16 protein-coding genes, 2 tRNA genes and 1 rRNA gene are annotated in these 18,902 nt (G+C 58.3%); 10 read left to right on the plus strand and 9 right to left on the minus strand.

Features of this window, described 5'->3' with window-relative positions; genetic code table 11:
• Window positions 1-31: 31 nt before the first annotated feature.
• Window positions 32-415, minus strand: a complete 384-nt coding sequence (locus LAB08_RS03120; RefSeq protein ID WP_096513566.1) for a hypothetical protein — start codon at window positions 413-415, stop codon at window positions 32-34.
• A 161-nt stretch (window positions 416-576) separates the two neighbouring features.
• On the opposite strand from LAB08_RS03120, the gene LAB08_RS03125 reads away from it, so the two are divergent.
• Together LAB08_RS03125 and LAB08_RS03130 are read left to right on the plus strand one after the other, a co-directional pair.
• On the plus strand, window positions 577-774 hold the full coding sequence (locus LAB08_RS03125; protein WP_096513565.1) for a heavy-metal-associated domain-containing protein: 198 nt from the start codon (window positions 577-579) through the stop codon (window positions 772-774).
• Window positions 775-867: 93 nt separating this feature from the next.
• Window positions 868-2,064 (plus strand): multidrug effflux MFS transporter, encoded by a 1,197-nt coding sequence (locus LAB08_RS03130; RefSeq protein ID WP_096513564.1) that lies wholly within the window; start codon window positions 868-870, stop codon window positions 2,062-2,064.
• Window positions 2,065-2,072: 8 nt separating this feature from the next.
• Here LAB08_RS03130 and LAB08_RS03135 read toward each other — a convergent pair whose 3' ends face one another.
• Complete coding sequence (locus LAB08_RS03135; RefSeq protein ID WP_172901633.1) at window positions 2,073-2,246, minus strand: hypothetical protein; 174 nt, start codon at window positions 2,244-2,246, stop codon at window positions 2,073-2,075.
• Between the two features lie 200 nt (window positions 2,247-2,446).
• Window positions 2,447-3,460, minus strand: coding sequence for a zinc-binding alcohol dehydrogenase family protein (locus LAB08_RS03140; RefSeq protein ID WP_096513563.1), 1,014 nt, complete (start codon window positions 3,458-3,460; stop codon window positions 2,447-2,449).
• A 123-nt stretch (window positions 3,461-3,583) separates the two neighbouring features.
• Here LAB08_RS03140 and vimR point away from each other — a divergent pair, with 123 nt between their 5' ends.
• Window positions 3,584-4,513 (plus strand): transcription regulator VimR, encoded by a 930-nt coding sequence (gene vimR / locus LAB08_RS03145; RefSeq protein ID WP_096513562.1) that lies wholly within the window; start codon window positions 3,584-3,586, stop codon window positions 4,511-4,513.
• A gap of 313 nt (window positions 4,514-4,826) precedes the next feature.
• On the plus strand, window positions 4,827-5,561 hold the full coding sequence (locus LAB08_RS03150; RefSeq protein WP_096513561.1) for an ArsR/SmtB family transcription factor: 735 nt from the start codon (window positions 4,827-4,829) through the stop codon (window positions 5,559-5,561).
• 145 nt (window positions 5,562-5,706) lie between these two features.
• Here LAB08_RS03150 and LAB08_RS03155 read toward each other — a convergent pair whose 3' ends face one another.
• Window positions 5,707-6,660 carry an adenosine deaminase gene (locus LAB08_RS03155; RefSeq protein WP_096513560.1) on the minus strand — a complete coding sequence of 318 codons (954 nt, stop codon included), beginning with the start codon at window positions 6,658-6,660 and terminating at the stop codon, window positions 5,707-5,709.
• 187 nt (window positions 6,661-6,847) lie between these two features.
• Here LAB08_RS03155 and LAB08_RS03160 point away from each other — a divergent pair, with 187 nt between their 5' ends.
• On the plus strand, window positions 6,848-7,939 hold the full coding sequence (locus tag LAB08_RS03160; RefSeq protein WP_096513559.1) for a calcium:cation antiporter: 1,092 nt from the start codon (window positions 6,848-6,850) through the stop codon (window positions 7,937-7,939).
• A gap of 126 nt (window positions 7,940-8,065) precedes the next feature.
• Here LAB08_RS03160 and LAB08_RS03165 read toward each other — a convergent pair whose 3' ends face one another.
• From LAB08_RS03165 to LAB08_RS03185, 5 genes are all read right to left on the minus strand, one after another.
• Window positions 8,066-9,424, minus strand: a complete 1,359-nt coding sequence (locus LAB08_RS03165; protein ID WP_096513558.1) for an 8-oxoguanine deaminase — start codon at window positions 9,422-9,424, stop codon at window positions 8,066-8,068.
• Window positions 9,425-9,668: 244 nt separating this feature from the next.
• Window positions 9,669-10,367, minus strand: a complete 699-nt coding sequence (locus tag LAB08_RS03170) for an SDR family oxidoreductase (RefSeq protein WP_096513557.1) — start codon at window positions 10,365-10,367, stop codon at window positions 9,669-9,671.
• Between the two features lie 519 nt (window positions 10,368-10,886).
• On the minus strand, window positions 10,887-11,468 hold the full coding sequence (locus LAB08_RS03175) for an IMPACT family protein (protein WP_096513556.1): 582 nt from the start codon (window positions 11,466-11,468) through the stop codon (window positions 10,887-10,889).
• Window positions 11,469-11,475: 7 nt separating this feature from the next.
• Window positions 11,476-12,126, minus strand: a complete 651-nt coding sequence (locus LAB08_RS03180) for a TetR/AcrR family transcriptional regulator (protein ID WP_096513555.1) — start codon at window positions 12,124-12,126, stop codon at window positions 11,476-11,478.
• 208 nt (window positions 12,127-12,334) lie between these two features.
• Entirely contained in the window at window positions 12,335-13,255 is a 921-nt protein-coding gene (locus tag LAB08_RS03185) for a LysR family transcriptional regulator (protein WP_096513554.1), read from the minus strand.
• A 153-nt stretch (window positions 13,256-13,408) separates the two neighbouring features.
• Between LAB08_RS03185 and aptA the strand changes: the two genes are divergently transcribed.
• The 5 genes from aptA to LAB08_RS03210 all read left to right on the plus strand — a co-directional run bounded on the left by aptA (window position 13,409) and on the right by LAB08_RS03210 (window position 18,703).
• Window positions 13,409-14,758 carry an omega-aminotransferase AptA gene (gene aptA / locus LAB08_RS03190; RefSeq protein ID WP_096513553.1) on the plus strand — a complete coding sequence of 450 codons (1,350 nt, stop codon included), beginning with the start codon at window positions 13,409-13,411 and terminating at the stop codon, window positions 14,756-14,758.
• A 63-nt stretch (window positions 14,759-14,821) separates the two neighbouring features.
• A complete protein-coding gene (locus tag LAB08_RS03195) occupies window positions 14,822-16,315 on the plus strand; it encodes a CoA-acylating methylmalonate-semialdehyde dehydrogenase (protein ID WP_096513552.1) in 1,494 nt (497 codons plus the stop codon).
• 568 nt (window positions 16,316-16,883) lie between these two features.
• Window positions 16,884-18,420, plus strand: a 16S ribosomal RNA gene (locus LAB08_RS03200).
• Window positions 18,421-18,541: 121 nt separating this feature from the next.
• Window positions 18,542-18,618: transfer RNA gene (locus LAB08_RS03205), tRNA-Ile, on the plus strand.
• A 9-nt stretch (window positions 18,619-18,627) separates the two neighbouring features.
• Window positions 18,628-18,703, plus strand: a tRNA-Ala gene (locus LAB08_RS03210).
• Window positions 18,704-18,902 lie beyond the last annotated feature (199 nt).

An 18,902-nucleotide genomic window follows, 5' to 3' on the forward strand; every position in this document is an offset into this window, starting at 1 on the left:
CGAGCAGGCTCACTCCCACAAGGGATTTGTGTCAGTAACCGAGGCCCGCGCGCTTGAGGTACATCCCTTCCTGCGTCATCGCTATCCGGTACTTTTGCACTTCCCCGGCACGCAGCGTGATGTTCTGCGAGCCCGGCGCCAGCATGCCCGGATTGCAACCCGGCGCCTGGCCCGGCAGCAGTTTGAGACGCAGGGAAACGTTGCCCGGTGGCAGGTTGAACGAAGTGCTTTGCTCCTGGAACAACCGCGCCGACAGCTGATCATGGATGTACACGCCGATCTCGCAGCTCGTCGCCACTTCCAGCCGCTCGCGGGAAATGATCAACACGCCATAGTCCTCCCCGGCGGCATGGGCCGCAGGCAGGGCGGCGAAAAGGCTGAGGAAGCCAAACAGGCTGAAAGCTGACCAGCGCATGGCTGAATCTCCCGAAGTCGAGTCATTGATGGACGCAGCTTGGCCGAGCACGCGGCCGATTGCCAGCCCGGCAGAACACTTCAGAACTTGACCTTGCCATGGTGGCAAGCTCGACACTGGGGGCAACCTCACTCGAAAGCTTCATTAAAGGAGTCGTCCCCATGCAAGTGTTCAATGTTGAAGGCATGTCTTGCGGTCATTGCGTCAGAGCCATCACTCAAGCCGTCCAGGCCAAGGATCCGGCGGCCAGCGTGCGTGTCGATCTGGCGGCGAAAGAAGTCGGCGTCGAGTCGGCATTGAGCGCCGATCAAGTGATCGCACTGATCAGCGAAGAAGGTTACGGCGTGAAGCTGGCCTGATCTTTTTAATAGTTAGCGAGCTATCGGAATGTTCAAGGCGTCCATGCGCGGCTAGACTGTCGGGCTGCCGACTTCTGTCCAACTGGATGCCTGATGAACTTCCGTACCATTCTCATTCTTGGCGCCTTGAGCGCTTTCGGTCCGCTGGCGATCGATTTCTATTTGCCGGCGTTCCCCGCCATGGCACTCGCCTTCGGCACGGACGAAAAGCATGTTCAGCTGACATTGGCGGCGTATTTTCTCGGTTTGTCCATTGGCCAGTTGGCTTACGGTCCGGTGGCTGATCGTTTCGGGCGCCGCATCCCGTTATTGACCGGGGTCGGGCTGTTTACGGCGGCCTCATTGGCGTGCGCCTATGCACCGAACCTGGAATGGCTGATCGGCGCGCGGTTCACCCAGGCGTTGGGCGGTTGCGCAGGGATGGTGATCTCGCGGGCCGTGGTCAGCGATAAATGCGATGCGGTGGGTTCGGCCAAGGTCTTTTCGCAATTGATGCTGGTGATGGGACTGGCACCGATTCTCGCGCCGATGCTGGGCGGGTTGCTGGTCAACACCACCGGTTGGCAGTCGATTTTCCTGGCGTTGACCGGTTTCAGTGCATTGGCGGGATTGGCCGTTGCCTTCGGTTTGCCGGAAAGCCTGCCGGCCCATATACCACGCCAACCCTTGTCGGGGGCGTTGCGTCAGTACGGACGGCTGTTGAAGGATCCGGTGTACCTCGGCCATGCGCTGACCGGTGGCATCGCCATCGCCGGGATGTTTTCCTACATCGCCGGGTCACCATTCGTCATCATCAAACTCTATGGCATCCCGGCCGAACATTTTGGCTGGTTCTTCGGTGCCAATGCGGCGGGTTTCATACTGGTGGCCCAGGTCAACGCGCGGTTACTGGCCAGGCGCGGACCTGCATTCCTGTTGGCACGCGCCGTGTGGGTTTACCTCGGCGCGGGTCTGACCCTGCTTGCCGTCAGCGCCTTGCACACCGCGCAACTGTGGCCGTTGCTGGTGCCGTTGTTCATCTGCATCGCCAGCCTTGGCTGCATCCTTCCCAACGCTTCGGCCTGTGCGATGAATGGCCAAGGTGCACGGGCCGGCAGTGCTTCGGCGATGCTCGGTTGCCTGCAATTCAGTGTGGCCGCCGGCGCCGCCGCGCTGGTGGGTGTTTTGCACGATGGCAGCGCCATGCCGATGGCCATGGTCATCAGCCTGTGCGGAGTTCTGGTGGTGAGCGTGGCGATGCTCACCCGGCGTTTGCAGAATGCCCGGGCACTGGCGCAAGCCCAGGTCTGAGGACGGGCTCAGCCAACGGCAGCACGTTGTTGGCGGTCGGGAATCTGATGGGGAGCTTGCAGTCGCGCTTCGAGGGTATTGGTGAAAGCTCGGGCTTCGGCTTCGCTGCGGAACGTTACAGCATGTTGGTCCAGGCGGACCTGCCACTGGGATTTTGCCAATTCTTTTATCAGGATCTTCATTACTGACCTCCTCATGTAAAAGATTGTCTCGCAGAGATTTCGATTGTAGTCCTGAATACGATCACCATTGTGACAAGGGTCAACTGTCGGACTGACGGCATAAGATCGCAGTTGTATCCGCCAGCACCAATCCGCTTGCCAGCGATGGCGTCCTTGAACCATCCAAGGGCCCTATCGCCAACAAGCCGGGTCCTACTGGCTTAAAACCCTTCCAGCACGATCTTGCCCTTGGATTTTCCGCTTTCCAGCAGCGCATGGGCACGGCGCAGATTGCTCGCGTTGATGCTGCCGAAGTGCTCGCCGACCGTGGTCTTCAAGGTGCCGGCATCGATCAGCTGGGCCACGCGATTGAGCAGCTTGTGCTGTTCGATCATGTCCGCGGTTTCAAACAGCGAGCGGGTGTACATGAACTCCCAATGCAGCGACAGGCTCTTGCGCTTGAGCTTGGTCACGTCCAGGGATTTAGGGTCGTCGATCAGCGCGAGTTTGCCCTGTGGTGCCAGCGCCTCGACCAATTGATCCAGGTGATGATCGGTCTGGGTCAGGCTGGCGACGTGGGTCACCTGATGGATGCCTGCACGCTTGAGTTCCTCGCTCAGCGGCTGGCTGTGATCGATCACCTGATCGGCGCCGAGCTCTTTCACCCAGCTATGGGTCTGTGGACGCGAAGCGGTGCCGATGACGTTCAGCCCGGTGAGTTGTTTCGCCAGCTGCGTCAGGATCGAGCCGACGCCACCGGCGGCACCGACGATCAGCAGGCTCTGGCCTTCATCAACGCTGCCTTCTCGCACTTGCAGGCGTTCGAAGAGCAATTCCCACGCGGTAATGGCGGTCAACGGCAGAGCGGCGGCTTCGGCGAAACCGAGGGTTTTCGGCATATGGCCTACGATCCGCTCATCCACCACGTGCAGTTCGCTGTTACCGCCGGCGCGGGCGATGGACCCGGCGTAGAACACCTTGTCGCCGGCTTTGAACAGGGTCACGTCACTGCCGACCGCCTTGACGATGCCGGCCACATCCCAACCCAGCACTTTTGCGGTGCCACCTTCGGGCTGGACGTTCTGACGGACCTTGGTGTCCACCGGGTTGACCGAAATGGCCTTGACCTCCACCAGCAAGTCCCGAGGTCCGGCGACCGGTTCCGGCAGTTCGATATCTTGCAGGGATTTTTCGTCGCTGATCGGCAGGGACGCGTAATAGGCAATGGCTTTCATGGGAGCTCCGGACGGTACTGAAAGAAAGAATCGATGGGGCAGATGATTGGCTATTTCTCCAGAGGATAAAACCCGCTAAAAGAGCAGTCTCTTTCAATATTTTTTTGATAATAGGGGCTTTGAATGCTGCGTTTCGATGACTTGCAGCTGTTCGTTCGGGCGGCAGACCTGGGCAGTCTGTCGGCGGCCGCACGGGGCATGGACATGTCGGCGGCGGTGGCCAGTGCGGCATTGAAACGCATCGAACAGCACTTGGGCGCCCGTTTGCTCGCCCGTTCGACCCGCAGCCTGCGCCTGACCGCCGAGGGTGAAGGCTTTCTTGAGTATGCCCGGGCGGCTTTGAGCAATCTCGACGAGGGCCGGCGTTTATTGGCCAGCAGCCAGGATCAAGTCAGCGGTGTGTTGCAGTTGTCGGCGCCGTCGGATTTCGGTCGTAACTTATTGCTGCCCTGGCTGGACGAGTTTCAACGCGAGCACCCCAAGCTCACCGTACGTTTGTTGCTGGGTGACCGTATCGCCGATCTGTTCCGCCAACCGGTGGACATTGCCCTGCGCTACGGCGAACCGGAAGACTCCAGCCTCGTGGCTTTGCCCATCGCCCCGCATAACCGGCGTGTGCTCTGTGCGGCGCCAAGCTATCTGGCCCGACACGGCGAGCCACGGCAACTGGAGCAATTGGCTCAACACAATTGTCTGCTGTTTATGCTCGGCAGCCGGGTCCACGATCACTGGAGTTTCCACGACGGTAAACGCGAGGTCGGCCTGACGGTCAGCGGTGATCGTTTCAGCGACGATGCCGATGTCGTGCGGCTATGGGCCGTGGCGGGAGCCGGTATTGCTTACAAGTCCTGGCTTGATGTGGCTGCCGATGTGCTCGCCGGTCGATTGAAAGTGCTAATGCCTGAACTGCTTTGTGAGCGCGCACCGCTGAATCTGTTGTGCGCCCATCGCGCACAATTGAGTAAGCCGGTGAACCTGTTACGGGAAATGCTTGCCAGTCGATGCGCCCGGTTGAGCAGTCATTTTCCGGGGTTCTCGAGAATCGGTCATTAGTCGCAGGAAAAAAGCGAAATTTCCCTCAGGAACTATCACCACCAGCGGTTTGCGGGGGGCAGGAACCGACGGTCAACCCGCCTATACTAGCGATCGCCTCATCTCCGCACCGTCATTCGCAAGCGCGAAGCCACGCTGGATCCAGCCTTGTCCAGTGCTCTATCGCCGGGCCCCGGCGACCTTTGTCCGGTGTTGGCTCACGTTAGCGATGACTTTGTCTGGTGTATGGCGATTTCCACGTCTTGGCCGACGGCGCATGACTGGTCAAGATGTCTCAGAGCAGTAGACGAACGATTCAACAGGGAGTGAATTCATGGAACATGCACCTTGCATCAGCCAGATAGCCACCTTACTGGCTGACCCAAAGCGCAGCGCGATGATGTGGGCCTTGATGGACGGATCGGCGCGCCAGGCCGAAGAGCTGGCTCTGTTGGCCGGTCTGTCGCCATCGTCGGCCAGCGCCCATTTGGGGCGTTTGTCCGCGGGAGGTTTGTTGAAAGTCGAAACCCGGGGACGCAAGCGCTTTTTCCGTTTGAGCACCCCCGAAGTCGGGGCCGCGATCGAAGCCCTGGCAAGCGCGACGCTGGCCAGCACGCCCCGGGAAACTCCGGATATCTTCAAACACACCACACCCCTCGCCAAGCCTCAAGCCAGGCGCTCGTCTTTGTTGCGCGCTCGGCTTTGCGACGATCATCTGGGCGGCACCCTGGCCGCCGACCTGTATCAGCGTTTGCTGGAAGCGGGCTGGATAGAACAGTTCGATCAACGGGTCACGATAACGCTCAAGGGGGCCAATGCGTTGGCGGCACGTGGTGTATTCATCCAGGCGTTGGCCCATCGCAATGGCAAGTCCGCGTGCGCGTGTCCCGACTGGAGTGAAAGACGCCCGCACATGGGCGGATCACTGGGAGCGGCGTTGTTGCAGTTGTTCATGCAGTCCGGCTGGCTGTGCCTGCCCAACGATTCGCGGGCCTTGCAGGTGACCGTTGCAGGGCAGCGTGAAATTCACCGGTTCGCAAGGGAAACCGAGCTGGAAATGGCGCTCTAGAACCTTTTGATGGCTGGCGTGTTACCTCTGAACCTGTGGGAGCGAGCCTGCTCGCGAAAGCTGCATTGCAGTCAACATCATCAGTGACTGACACAACGCCTTCGCGAGCAGGCTCGCTCCCACATTGGGTTTATGGTGCCCTTGCTTACGGTTTTACCAACCGCGCATCCAGGCTGTTCTGCGCCAGGCGTCGGGCCTGATCCTGGGTCATGCCCAGATGTGTGTGCAGTGCATGGAAGTTTTCGGTCACGTAACCGCCGAAGTACGCCGGGTCATCGGAATTCACCGTCACTTTCACACCACGTTCGAGCATGTCGAGAATGTTGTGCTGCGACATGTGATCGAACACGCAGAGTTTGGTGTTGGACAGAGGGCACACGGTGAGCGGGATCTGCTCGTCAATAATGCGCTGCATCAAGCGCTCGTCTTCGATAGCGCGTACGCCATGGTCGATGCGCTGGATTTTCAGCAGGTCGAGGGCTTCCCAGATGTACTCGGGTGGGCCTTCTTCACCGGCGTGGGCGACGGTCAGGAAACCTTCGCCGCGCGCACGATCGAACACCCGCTGGAACTTGCTCGGCGGGTGACCCATTTCGGAGCTGTCGAGGCCGACCGCGACAAACGCATCCCGGAACGGCAGCGCCTGGTCGAGGGTCTTCTGTGCCTGTTCTTCGCTCAAGTGGCGCAGGAAACTCAGGATCAAACCGCTGGTGATGCCCAGTTGCTGCTCACCGTCCTTCAGTGCCGCGGCGATGCCGTTCAGCACCACTTCGAACGGGATGCCACGATCGGTGTGGGTCTGCGGGTCAAAGAACGGTTCGGTGTGAATCACGTTCTGTTCTTTGCAGCGCAACAGGTAAGCCCAGGTCAGGTCGTAGAAATCCTGAGAGGTACGCAGCACGTCGGCGCCCTGGTAATACAGGTCGAGGAACTCTTGCAGGTTATTGAAGGCGTAAGCCTTGCGCAAGGTGTCGACATCGCTCCATGGCAGGGCGATCTTGTTGCGCTCGGCGAGGGCGAACAGCAGCTCGGGTTCCAGCGAACCCTCCAGGTGCAAGTGCAATTCTGCCTTGGGCAGGGCGTTCAGCCAGTCGTACATATTCGTTTCTCATCAGGTGCAGATGACGGGCATTCTACAGGTGCTTGCAGAAACAATTGGCAGAACCTGACCGAAAGGTTCATTGCGCCGGGCGGGATGTATTGACCGGTGCGCTAAGGTGTAACGAAACGTTAGTGCCGTGCCGTAGTCAGTCGCTTATCTGTTTCTCCATGGCAAAAGGTGCGCCATGCTCACGATCCTCAAGCAAGAAACCTTTCTGCTGCTGGCCCTTATCGCCGCCATCGTTGCTTTCCCGCTGGAACACTGGCTGCTGCACAGTGGCCAGGCCGTTGCGTTGATCGCCGGGCTGGTGCTGGTTGCGTTCATCGTCGCCGCCTCGATGCGCGTCGCCCATCAGGCCGAACTGCTGGCGGAAAAGGTCGGTGATCCTTACGGCACGATGATCCTGACCCTGGCCGCAGTGCTGGTGGAAGTGGTGATCCTGGCGATCATGATGAGCAACGAGGCCTCCGCGACCCTGGTACGCGACACGATCTATTCGGCGGTGATGCTCGACATCAACGGCATCCTTGGCCTGGCGGCGTTGATGGGTGGGCTCAAGCATGGCGAACAGTCCTACAACGATGACTCGGCACGCAGCTACAGTGTGATGATCCTCACCGCCATGGGTGTGTCGATGGTGGTGCCCGAGTTCATTCCCGAATCCAACTGGAAGCTTTATTCGGCGTTCACCATTGGTGCGATGGTGGTGCTTTATGCCTTGTTCCTACGCATGCAGGTCGGGCCACACAGTTACTTTTTCAGCTACAGCTATCCCGACAAGCGCCGCAAGAAAGAACCGCAGGACGTGGAGCCGGCACCGATCAGCCTGACGCTGTCCGTCGGCATTCTGGTGTTCGGCGTGGTGGTGATCGGCGCATTGGCCGAAGTGATGTCCAAGACCCTGGATCTGGGGCTGGAAGGCACGGGTGCACCGCCGGTGATCACGGCGATCCTGGTCGCGGCGATCTCTGCAGCGCCGGAGATTCTGACCGCGTTGCGCGCGGCGCTGGCCAACCGCATGCAATCGGTGGTCAACATCGCCTTGGGTGCATCGCTGTCGACGGTGATTCTGACAGTGCCGGTGATGGAGGCGATGGCGCTCTACACCGGCCAGCCATTCCAGATGGCCATGACCCCGGTGCAGACGGTGATGGTCTTCATCACGTTGATCGTCAGCGCGATCAACCTCAACGATGGCGAAACCAATGCCATCGAAGGGATGACTCACTTTGTGCTGTTTGCGACCTTCATCATGTTGTCGTTGCTGGGTCTTTGAAAAACAACGCACCCCCCCTGTGGGAGCGAGCCTGCTCGCGAAGGCGTAGTGTCAGTTGTCTTGTATGTCGCCTGATACTCCGTCATCGCGAGCAGGCTCGCTCCCACAGGTTTGATGGGTGTTGTGTCAGGTGCCGGCGATTAGCTGCCGAGCCGCCTGGCTGTGATCGGCAATCAACCCCTTCAGGTCCAGCCCTTCGACCTGCCCATCGATCACCCGCCATTTGCCACCGACCATCACCCGGTCCGCCCGATCCGCGCCGCACAGCAGCAGCGCGGACACCGGGTCATGGCTGCCGGAAAAACGCAGCTCATCGAGCTTGAACAATGCCAGGTCAGCCTGCTTGCCCACTGCCAGTTCACCGATGTCGCTGCGACCGAGCAACTGGGCCGAACCCTTGGTAGCCCAGCCCAACACACGTTCCGGGGTGATTTTCTCGGCGCCGTAGCGCAGCCGCTGGATATACAGTGCCTGACGCGCTTCGAGGATCATGTTCGATGCGTCGTTGGAGGCCGATCCGTCAACGCCCAGACCCAACGGCGCCCCGGCGTCGGTCAATTCGATGCTCGGGCAGATACCGGAAGCCAGGCGCATGTTCGAACTTGGGCAATGGCAGATGCCGGTACCGGCGGCGCCGAGGCGGGTAATTTCATCCGGATTGAAGTGGATGCCGTGGGCCAGCCAGGTGCGTGGGCCGAGCCAGCCGACGCTGTCCAGGTAATCCACGGTGCGCAGGCCGAAGCGTTGCAGGCAGAAGTCTTCTTCGTCGAGGGTTTCCGCCAGGTGGGTATGCAGGCGCACATCGAGTTTGTTCGCCAGCTCGGCACTGGCGGACATGATTTCGGGGGTCACCGAGAACGGTGAGCAGGGCGCCAGGGCGATCTGGATTTGCGCGCCGTCACCGCGTTCGTGGTACTCGGCGATCAGACGCTGACTGTCGTCGAGGATTACCTGGCCTTCCTGCACGGTTTGCTGCGGTGGCAGCCCGCCGTCCTTTTCACCGAGACTCATCGAACCGCGAGTCAACATGGCGCGCATGCCCAGTTCGCGAACGCTCTCGACTTGCACGTCGATGGCATTTTCCAGACCTTGCGGAAACAGATAATGGTGGTCGGCGGCCGTGGTGCAACCGGACAGCAACAACTCGGCCAGCGCGACCTTGCTGGCCAGGGCGAGTTTTTCCGGGGTAAGTCGCGCCCACACCGGATACAGGGTTTTCAGCCAAGGGAATAACGGCTGGTTGACCACCGGCGCCCAGGCACGGGTGAGGGTTTGATAGAAGTGATGATGGGTGTTGATCAGCCCTGGCAGGATCACATGCTCGCGGGCGTCGAATACATCATTGCATGGTGTGGAGGGCTGCTGGCCGAGGCTCAGCACTTCGACGATCACACCGTCTTGCAGCACCAGACCGCCACGGGCATCGAGACCGTTGGCCGTGAAAATGGCGAGGGGATTTTTTAACCAGGTACGGGTCGCAGGCATGTTGGCCGGCTCCTCTGAAAGTTGGGTTCAGGGTTGCCAGCTCAGTGTTGCCCTGTCTGCTGATCCAGGGTCGCCGGGGAGGCGAGGTGCGAAGTGTCGAACAAAAGTGCGATGCGGGCAAGTCCTGCCCGACCAGACGATTCAACCCCCTGTAGGAACTGGCTTGCCAGCTAAGGTGTGTCAGTCGACATCGACGTAGCTGATACACCATCGCTGGCAAGCCAGCGCCTACAGGGGAATGTGGTTACCAGGGAATGGTTTCACCCCGGTAATTCACAAAATGATGCCCACCCTTGCCGACATACGCATTCACTTGATCGACCAACCCGCGGGTACTGGTGTCCACATCGATATCGGCGCCTTCACCGCCCATGTCGGTTTTCACCCAGCCGGGATGCAGCGACAGCACGGTGAGTTTTTGCTCGCCTGATTGTTCGTTGAGCTGCGTGACGAAGCTGTTGGTCATGGAATTCAGTGCGGCTTTGCTGGCCTTGTACAGTGCCAGTTCCGGTGCGTCGGGCATGGTCACGCTGCCGAGCACCGAACTCATGAACGCCAACACACCGGTATCCGGGCGAATCTGGCCGACGAACCGCTGGGCCAGGTTGATGGGCGCCACGGCATTGGTGAAAAACAGCTGACCGACTTCGGCCAGCGTCGCGCCACCTGGCGTCTGCACATCCGGCCCTTTGACCCCGGCATTCACGAAGAGCAGATCGAACACTTCGTCCTTGAGTCGCTGGCTCAAGGCGATCACCGCCTGCTGATCGTCCATGTCGAGTTTCTCGATCCGCACCTTGCCCAGGGCCTGCAAGGCATCGGCATTTTGCGGATTGCGCACGGTGGCGGTGACTTGCCAGCCGTCGGCCAGCAGGGTTTTCACCAGCCCGAGGCCCAACCCGCGGGAGGCGCCGATGATGAGTGCGGTTTTTGCCGTAGACATGAGTAGCTTCCTTGATAAATGAGGGGCAGGGAGTCAGTGGACATCATTGGCCGAGTTTATGCTGCAACGTCCAATACGTTGCGTCGAGTCCATTGTTGGCGTTTCGAAACGGGATTGGCACCACTTCAGGGCAAAGCCTCTGGTCAGGCCATGCTGTTGCCCTGCATGAGTTGATCAAAAAACGAGCAGTTTGGCGAGAGCCATGCCCGGCATGGGGCCGAGACAGGAATGAACGGGTTATCCACAGATTGCTCCACAGTATTTGTGTGCAAGCGCAGGGGGCGGGCATAAGCGCGGGGCGGCTATCTTCTAAAGGTGATAAACCATCCTAAGTGTATGTTTTAACGTGAATTTTTGTTTTGTGATGGCATATTGGACGAAAAGTGAACAAAGCCCGCAAAGCCGCATGACAGAAGGGTTACAGCGGAGTGTGCTCAGGTTATCCACAGCCGGGTGCACAGCAGATGTGGGCAACTGTCGGGTGCAATCGAAAGTCGGATCGCCCCAAAAGATTGCAGCTCAACGCTGCAATAGAATGCGCCCGCGGCTCAAATCGGCGAGTTGTCTTTGCAGTGCATCGATCTGCCCGGCACCGACTGCCAACTGCAATTCCACGCCATTGGCGGTAAAGGTTTCCTCGACCACTAGGCCCCCCAGCTCCACGACCCGCAGCTTCACCAACGCAAGCTCGCCAAACGCGCAGGCACAACGTAGCGGTACCCGACTGATCAACTCGATCTTCGGCGCTGCCTGCAGGCATTTGTTGGCGCCGCCGCCATAGGCTCGGGCGAGTCCGCCGGTGCCCAGTTGGATGCCGCCATACCAGCGGATTACCAGCACCGCGACCTGATCGCAATCCTGTGCGTCGATCGCTGCCAGAATCGGCCGGCCAGCGGTGCCGCCCGGCTCGCCGTCATCGGTGCTGCGGTACTGATCACCCAGTTTCCACGCCCAGCAATTGTGCGTGGCATTCAGGTCGCTGTGTTGCTCGATGAATGCCTGGGCTTCAGCGGGGCTGCTGATCGGCGCGGCGTAAGTAATGAAGCGACTTTTTCGAATCTCTTCGCGGTATTCGCAAAAGCCGCTGAGGGTAAAAGGCATAAGTGTCTTAAATGGTTGGCGTCAGGCCGCAGCCCTTGAGAATGATGCGGATCAGGTTGTTGCCGGCATCTTCCATGTCCTGTTTGGTCAACTTGCTGCGTCCGCTGACACGGCAGATCTGCGTGGCGAAGTCGGCGTAATGCTGGGTGCTGCCCCACAGCAGGAAGATCAGGTTGACCGGATCGACCGGGTCCATTTTGCCTGCGTCGATCCATGCTTGAAACACCGCGGCCCGGCCCTGGAACCAGGTGCGGTAGTCCTGGTTGAAATACTCGGTCAGGCATTCGCCACCGCTGATGACCTCCATGGCGAAGATACGCGAGGCTTGTGGTTGGCGTCGGGAAAACTCCATCTTGGCGCGGATATAGCGGGTCAAGGCTTCGGCCGGATCGTCCTCGGCGGTCAGGGTGTTGAAGGTGCTGTCCCACAACTGGAGGATGTTGCTCAACACCGCCACGTACAAGCCCAGTTTATTGGCGAAGTAGTAATGCAGGTTTGCTTTTGGCAACCCGGCATTCAGGGCGATGGTGTTCATGCTGGTGCCTTTGAACCCGTGACGGGCGAACTCGTCTTCGGCGGCTTTGATGATGGTCTCTTCGTTCTTCTGACGAATGCGGCTGGCAGGCTTGCTGCCGTGAGCTGGGACTTCAAAGGTCATGGGCGCTTCCGAAAAGGTGGATGAGTGCGGCCAGAGCGTTGATAGCGCACCCATAAGCTACAGACAAGTCCCAAGGTGATAATTCCAGGAACACCGCAATCCCTGTAGGAGCCGAGCTTGCTCGCGATGGCGGCGTCACATTCAACCTTAATGTTGACTGAACTGACGCCATCGCGAGCAAGCTCAGCTCCTACAAGGACAGTGGCGATCAACGTGTCGCCGCCAGGCTTTCCAGAAAGCTCTCCAGCACCAAATGAGGTCGTCGCCCCTTGCGCGTAACCGAGGCGAGGCTCAAGTCATAGAAGCGCGCTTTGGGTTTCAGCGCACGTAATCGACCCTGTTGCACCCAAAGGCTGGCGTAATGATCCGGCAGATAACCGATGTAGCGCCCGGTCAGGATCAGGAATGCCATGCCTTCGCGGTCCGAGGCACTGGCGGTGCAATTGAGTACCTGGTAGTGGGCCTGAATTTCCGCCGGTAGGCGGAAGGTCGGCGCAATGGCGTCCTGGCTGTTGAGGCGGCCGTCATCCAGTTGCTTGTCATCGACATAAAAAAGGGGGTGGCCAACTGCGCAATACAGCAGTGAACGTTCACTGTAGAGCGGTTGATATTCCAGACCGGACAGTGCACTTGCCTGCGGAACTACGCCGACGTGCAAGCGACCGTCGAGCACGCCTTGCTCCACTTCGTTGGGCGCGATCATGCGGATCTGGATCTGCACGTCCGGCCCGCGCTCCTTCAATTGTGCCAGGGCATGGGTAATGCGCATGTGGGGCAGGGTGACCAGGTTATCGGTCAGGCCGATGGTCAGTTCGCCGCGCAAGTGCTGGTGCAGACCATTGACCTCGGTGCGGAAGCTTTCCAGCGCACTTAATAACTGCAGCGCCGATTGATAAACCTCTCGGCCTTCTTCAGTCAGTGAAAAGCCGGCGCGGCCACGTTGGCACAGGCGCAGGCCGAGGCGCTGCTCCAGATCGCTCATCTGTTGGCTAATCGCCGACCGACCAATGCCGAGTACGCTTTCGGCTGCGGAAAAACCACCGCATTCGACCACGCTACGAAAGATTCGCAACAGGCGTATGTCGAAGTCGCTGACTTGCGCCAATGGATCTGGGCGGCGGCTGCTCATGTTTCTTACCCAATAGTTTAGTCAGCTGCTGACTGAAGGTTAGAAAAGTTGGATTTCACCGACTTTATCCCCGTGGCAACTTAGCTGCAACAACGGTGTTCAATCGCCGGTTTTACATTCTTATGCCGCTTATTGCCTTGCGAGGTTTTCTCGATGAACTTGCCTGAAAACGCCCCGACTTCTCTGGCCAGCCAGCTCAAGCTCGATGCGCACTGGATGCCCTACACCGCCAACCGCAACTTCCAGCGCGATCCGCGCTTGATCGTGGGTGCCGAAGGCAGCTGGCTGATCGATGACAAGGGCCGTAAGGTCTATGACTCGCTGTCGGGTCTGTGGACCTGCGGCGCCGGGCATACCCGCAAGGAAATTCAAGAAGCGGTGGCCAAGCAGCTGGGTACTCTCGATTACTCGCCAGGTTTCCAGTACGGTCACCCGCTGTCGTTCCAGTTGGCTGAAAAAATCACCGATCTGACCCCGGGCAACCTGAACCACGTGTTCTTCACCGACTCCGGCTCCGAGTGCGCCGATACTGCGGTGAAGATGGTGCGTGCCTACTGGCGCCTCAAAGGCCAGTCGACCAAGACCAAGATGATCGGTCGTGCCCGTGGCTACCACGGTGTGAACATCGCCGGCACCAGCCTCGGCGGCGTCAACGGTAACCGCAAGCTGTTCGGCCAGGCGATGATGGACGTCGATCACCTGCCGCACACGCTGCTGGCGAGCAATGCTTACTCGCGCGGCATGCCAGAGCAGGGCGGTATTGCCCTCGCCGATGAACTGCTGAAGCTGATCGAACTGCACGATGCCTCGAACATTGCCGCCGTGTTTGTCGAGCCATTGGCCGGTTCTGCTGGCGTGCTGGTTCCGCCACAGGGTTACCTCAAGCGTCTGCGCGAGATCTGCGACCAGCACAACATTCTGCTGGTGTTCGACGAAGTGATCACCGGTTTCGGCCGTACCGGCACCATGTTCGGCGCCACCACCTTCGGTGTGACCCCGGACTTGATGTGCATCGCCAAGCAAGTCACCAACGGCGCTATTCCGATGGGCGCGGTGATTGCCAGTTCCGAGATCTATCAGACCTTCATGAACCAGGCCACGCCTGAATACGCCGTGGAATTCCCCCACGGCTACACCTATTCCGCCCACCCGGTGGCGTGCGCCGCGGGTCTGGCAGCACTCGACCTGCTGCAAAAGGAAAACCTGGTGCAGAGCGTGGCCGAAGTCGCACCGCATTTCGAAAATGCGCTGCATGGCCTCAAGGGCACAAAAAACATCATCGACATCCGTAACTTCGGCCTGGCCGGTGCCATCCAGATCGCGCCGCGTGACGGCGACGCTATCGTGCGTCCATTCGAAGCGGGCATGGCGCTGTGGAAAGCGGGGTTCTACGTGCGCTTCGGCGGCGACACCCTGCAGTTTGGCCCAACCTTCAACAGCAAACCGCAGGACCTGGATCGTCTGTTCGACGCGGTCGGCGAAGTGCTGAGCAAGATCGACTGATTTCTCCTTCTATATAACAGCACCCGTTGACGGGTGCCTGTGGACAATTTTTCAGGAGCTTCCATGAGCGTTATTCCGCATTTGATCAATGGTGAGCTGGTCACCGAAACCGGTCGCAGCACCGACGTATTCAACCCGTCCACCGGCCAGGCAATCCACAAGCTGCCATTGGCCAGCCGCGAAACCATTCAACACGCCATCGACGCAGCCAAGGCCGCATTCCCGGCCTGGCGTAACACGCCTGCGGCCAAGCGTGCTCAAGTGATGTTCCGCTTCAAGCAACTGCTGGAGCAGAACGAGGCGCGTATTGCCCAACTGATCAGCGAAGAACACGGCAAGACTCTGGAAGATGCTGCCGGTGAATTGAAGCGCGGTATTGAGAACGTCGAGTTCGCCTGTGCCGCACCGGAAATCCTCAAGGGCGAATACAGCCGTAACGTTGGCCCGAATATCGATGCGTGGTCGGATTTCCAACCGCTGGGTGTGGTGGCGGGTATCACTCCGTTCAACTTCCCGGCGATGGTGCCGCTGTGGATGTACCCACTGGCGATCGTCTGCGGTAACTGCTTCATCCTCAAACCATCCGAGCGTGACCCGAGCTCGACGCTGCTGATCGCGCAATTGCTGCTGGAAGCAGGTCTGCCTAAAGGCGTGCTGAGTGTTGTACACGGTGACAAGGTAGCCGTGGACGCGCTGATCGAAGCGCCGGAAGTCAAAGCGCTGAGCTTCGTGGGTTCGACCCCGATTGCCGAATACATCTATTCCGAAGGTACCAAGCGTGGCAAACGCGTTCAGGCACTGGGCGGGGCGAAGAACCACGCGGTGCTGATGCCGGATGCAGACCTGGACAACGCCGTCAGCGCGCTGATGGGTGCAGCTTACGGTTCTTGCGGCGAGCGTTGCATGGCGATCTCGGTGGCAGTGTGCGTGGGCGATCAGGTGGCGGATGCGCTGGTGGCCAAACTGGTACCGCAAATCCAGGCGCTGAAAATCGGCGCCGGTACTTCTTGCGGTCTGGACATGGGGCCTCTGGTCACGGGCCAAGCCCGCGACAAAGTTAGCGGTTATGTAGAAGACGGCGTAGCTGCCGGCGCGACGCTGGTCGTGGACGGCCGTGGTCTGACCGTGGCCGGTCACGAGCAAGGCTTCTTCCTGGGTGGTTGCCTGTTCGACAACGTCACGCCAGAGATGCGCATCTATAAAGAAGAGATTTTCGGGCCGGTGTTGTGCGTCGTTCGCGTCAACAGCCTGGAAGAGGCGATGCAACTGATCAACGATCACGAGTATGGCAACGGCACCTGCATCTTCACCCGTGACGGGGAAGCGGCGCGGTTGTTCTGCGATGAAATCGAAGTTGGTATGGTTGGCGTCAACGTGCCGTTGCCGGTGCCGGTGGCTTACCACAGCTTTGGCGGCTGGAAGCGCTCGCTGTTTGGCGACCTGCATGCCTATGGTCCGGATGGTGTACGTTTCTACACCCGCCGCAAGGCCATCACTCAGCGCTGGCCGCAGCGTGCGAGCCATGAAGCTTCCCAATTCGCGTTCCCTAGCTTGTAAGTAGAAGGATGTAGAAGGCCGACCCATTGGGTCGGCCTTTTTGTTTTCGGGGCTTTTTTGACCTGTATGACAGAATTATGAAAATAGGTGTTGACGGCAGATTCTGGAAGCCTATAATTCGCCCCACTTCCGGCGCAGTCGAAACGGAAAACTCCTTGGTAACCAATGAGTTACGCAGTTTCGACAGCAAGTTGCTTCAGGTCATCGAAGTCGAAAGGAAGTTGAAAAAGAGGTGTTGACAGCAGCGAGTAACGCTGTAGAATTCGCCTCCCGCTGACGAGAGATTGGCAGCGCAAGTGGTTGAAGTTGTTAAGGATTCCTTGAAAACTTCTGAAACAAATCACTTGACAGCAAATGAGGCTGCTGTAGAATGCGCGCCTCGGTTGAGACGAAAGATCTTAACCAACCGCTCTTTAACAACTGAATCAAGCAATTCGTGTGGGTGCTTGTGGTATCAGACTGCTAGTCAACAGATTATCAGCATCACAAGTTACTCCGCGAGAAATCAAAGATGTAACCAACGATTGCTGAGCCAAGTTTAGGGTTTTCTCAAAACCCAAAGATGTTTGAACTGAAGAGTTTGATCATGGCTCAGATTGAACGCTGGCGGCAGGCCTAACACATGCAAGTCGAGCGGATGAAGAGAGCTTGCTCTCTGATTCAGCGGCGGACGGGTGAGTAATGCCTAGGAATCTGCCTGGTAGTGGGGGACAACGTTTCGAAAGGAACGCTAATACCGCATACGTCCTACGGGAGAAAGCAGGGGACCTTCGGGCCTTGCGCTATCAGATGAGCCTAGGTCGGATTAGCTAGTTGGTGAGGTAATGGCTCACCAAGGCGACGATCCGTAACTGGTCTGAGAGGATGATCAGTCACACTGGAACTGAGACACGGTCCAGACTCCTACGGGAGGCAGCAGTGGGGAATATTGGACAATGGGCGAAAGCCTGATCCAGCCATGCCGCGTGTGTGAAGAAGGTCTTCGGATTGTAAAGCACTTTAAGTTGGGAGGAAGGGTTGTAGATTAATACTCTGCAATTTTGACGTTACCGACAGAATAAGCACCGGCTAACTCTGTGCCAGCAGCCGCGGTAATACAGAGGGTGCAAGCGTTAATCGGAATTACTGGGCGTAAAGCGCGCGTAGGTGGTTTGTTAAGTTGGATGTGAAAGCCCCGGGCTCAACCTGGGAACTGCATTCAAAACTGACAAGCTAGAGTATGGTAGAGGGTGGTGGAATTTCCTGTGTAGCGGTGAAATGCGTAGATATAGGAAGGAACACCAGTGGCGAAGGCGACCACCTGGACTGATACTGACACTGAGGTGCGAAAGCGTGGGGAGCAAACAGGATTAGATACCCTGGTAGTCCACGCCGTAAACGATGTCAACTAGCCGTTGGGAGCCTTGAGCTCTTAGTGGCGCAGCTAACGCATTAAGTTGACCGCCTGGGGAGTACGGCCGCAAGGTTAAAACTCAAATGAATTGACGGGGGCCCGCACAAGCGGTGGAGCATGTGGTTTAATTCGAAGCAACGCGAAGAACCTTACCAGGCCTTGACATCCAATGAACTTTCCAGAGATGGATCGGTGCCTTCGGGAACATTGAGACAGGTGCTGCATGGCTGTCGTCAGCTCGTGTCGTGAGATGTTGGGTTAAGTCCCGTAACGAGCGCAACCCTTGTCCTTAGTTACCAGCACGTTATGGTGGGCACTCTAAGGAGACTGCCGGTGACAAACCGGAGGAAGGTGGGGATGACGTCAAGTCATCATGGCCCTTACGGCCTGGGCTACACACGTGCTACAATGGTCGGTACAGAGGGTTGCCAAGCCGCGAGGTGGAGCTAATCCCACAAAACCGATCGTAGTCCGGATCGCAGTCTGCAACTCGACTGCGTGAAGTCGGAATCGCTAGTAATCGCGAATCAGAATGTCGCGGTGAATACGTTCCCGGGCCTTGTACACACCGCCCGTCACACCATGGGAGTGGGTTGCACCAGAAGTAGCTAGTCTAACCTTCGGGGGGACGGTTACCACGGTGTGATTCATGACTGGGGTGAAGTCGTAACAAGGTAGCCGTAGGGGAACCTGCGGCTGGATCACCTCCTTAATCGACGACTCAGCTGTACCATAAGCTCCCACACGAATTGCTTGATTCATTGAAGAAGACGATAGAAGCAGCTTTAAGCTCCAAGCTGATAGCTCACGCTAACAGTTACAAGCTCGAAATTGGGTCTGTAGCTCAGTTGGTTAGAGCGCACCCCTGATAAGGGTGAGGTCGGCAGTTCGAATCTGCCCAGACCCACCAATTTTGTATGGGGCCATAGCTCAGCTGGGAGAGCGCCTGCCTTGCACGCAGGAGGTCAGCGGTTCGATCCCGCTTGGCTCCACCATAAACTGCTTCAACGTGTCGAAGAGTTTAGAAATGAATATTCCACTGTGAATATTGATTTCTAGTCTTTTGATTAGATCGTTCTTTAAAAATTTGGGTATGTGATAGAAAGATAGACTGAACGTTACTTTCACTGGTAACGGATCAGGCTAAGGTAAAATTTGTGAGTTCTCTTAGTTGAGAAATTCGAATTTTCGGCG

The sequence above is a fragment of the Pseudomonas izuensis genome, from assembly GCF_002356535.2.
Taxonomy (GTDB): domain Bacteria; phylum Pseudomonadota; class Gammaproteobacteria; order Pseudomonadales; family Pseudomonadaceae; genus Aquipseudomonas; species Aquipseudomonas izuensis.

Bases quoted from the DNA above. Each gene is read 5' to 3' on its own strand.
- LAB08_RS03120 (WP_096513566.1), bottom strand. From the start codon at position 415: ATGCGCTGGTCAGCTTTCAGCCTGTTTGGCTTCCTCAGCCTTTTCGCC.
- LAB08_RS03125 (WP_096513565.1), top strand. From the start codon at position 577: ATGCAAGTGTTCAATGTTGAAGGCATGTCTTGCGGTCATTGCGTCAGA.
- LAB08_RS03130 (WP_096513564.1), top strand. From the start codon at position 868: ATGAACTTCCGTACCATTCTCATTCTTGGCGCCTTGAGCGCTTTCGGT.
- LAB08_RS03135 (WP_172901633.1), bottom strand. From the start codon at position 2,246: ATGAAGATCCTGATAAAAGAATTGGCAAAATCCCAGTGGCAGGTCCGC.
- LAB08_RS03140 (WP_096513563.1), bottom strand. From the start codon at position 3,460: ATGAAAGCCATTGCCTATTACGCGTCCCTGCCGATCAGCGACGAAAAA.
- vimR (WP_096513562.1), top strand. From the start codon at position 3,584: ATGCTGCGTTTCGATGACTTGCAGCTGTTCGTTCGGGCGGCAGACCTG.
- LAB08_RS03150 (WP_096513561.1), top strand. From the start codon at position 4,827: ATGGAACATGCACCTTGCATCAGCCAGATAGCCACCTTACTGGCTGAC.
- LAB08_RS03155 (WP_096513560.1), bottom strand. From the start codon at position 6,660: ATGTACGACTGGCTGAACGCCCTGCCCAAGGCAGAATTGCACTTGCAC.
- LAB08_RS03160 (WP_096513559.1), top strand. From the start codon at position 6,848: ATGCTCACGATCCTCAAGCAAGAAACCTTTCTGCTGCTGGCCCTTATC.
- LAB08_RS03165 (WP_096513558.1), bottom strand. From the start codon at position 9,424: ATGCCTGCGACCCGTACCTGGTTAAAAAATCCCCTCGCCATTTTCACG.
- LAB08_RS03170 (WP_096513557.1), bottom strand. From the start codon at position 10,367: ATGTCTACGGCAAAAACCGCACTCATCATCGGCGCCTCCCGCGGGTTG.
- LAB08_RS03175 (WP_096513556.1), bottom strand. From the start codon at position 11,468: ATGCCTTTTACCCTCAGCGGCTTTTGCGAATACCGCGAAGAGATTCGA.
- LAB08_RS03180 (WP_096513555.1), bottom strand. From the start codon at position 12,126: ATGACCTTTGAAGTCCCAGCTCACGGCAGCAAGCCTGCCAGCCGCATT.
- LAB08_RS03185 (WP_096513554.1), bottom strand. From the start codon at position 13,255: ATGAGCAGCCGCCGCCCAGATCCATTGGCGCAAGTCAGCGACTTCGAC.
- aptA (WP_096513553.1), top strand. From the start codon at position 13,409: ATGAACTTGCCTGAAAACGCCCCGACTTCTCTGGCCAGCCAGCTCAAG.
- LAB08_RS03195 (WP_096513552.1), top strand. From the start codon at position 14,822: ATGAGCGTTATTCCGCATTTGATCAATGGTGAGCTGGTCACCGAAACC.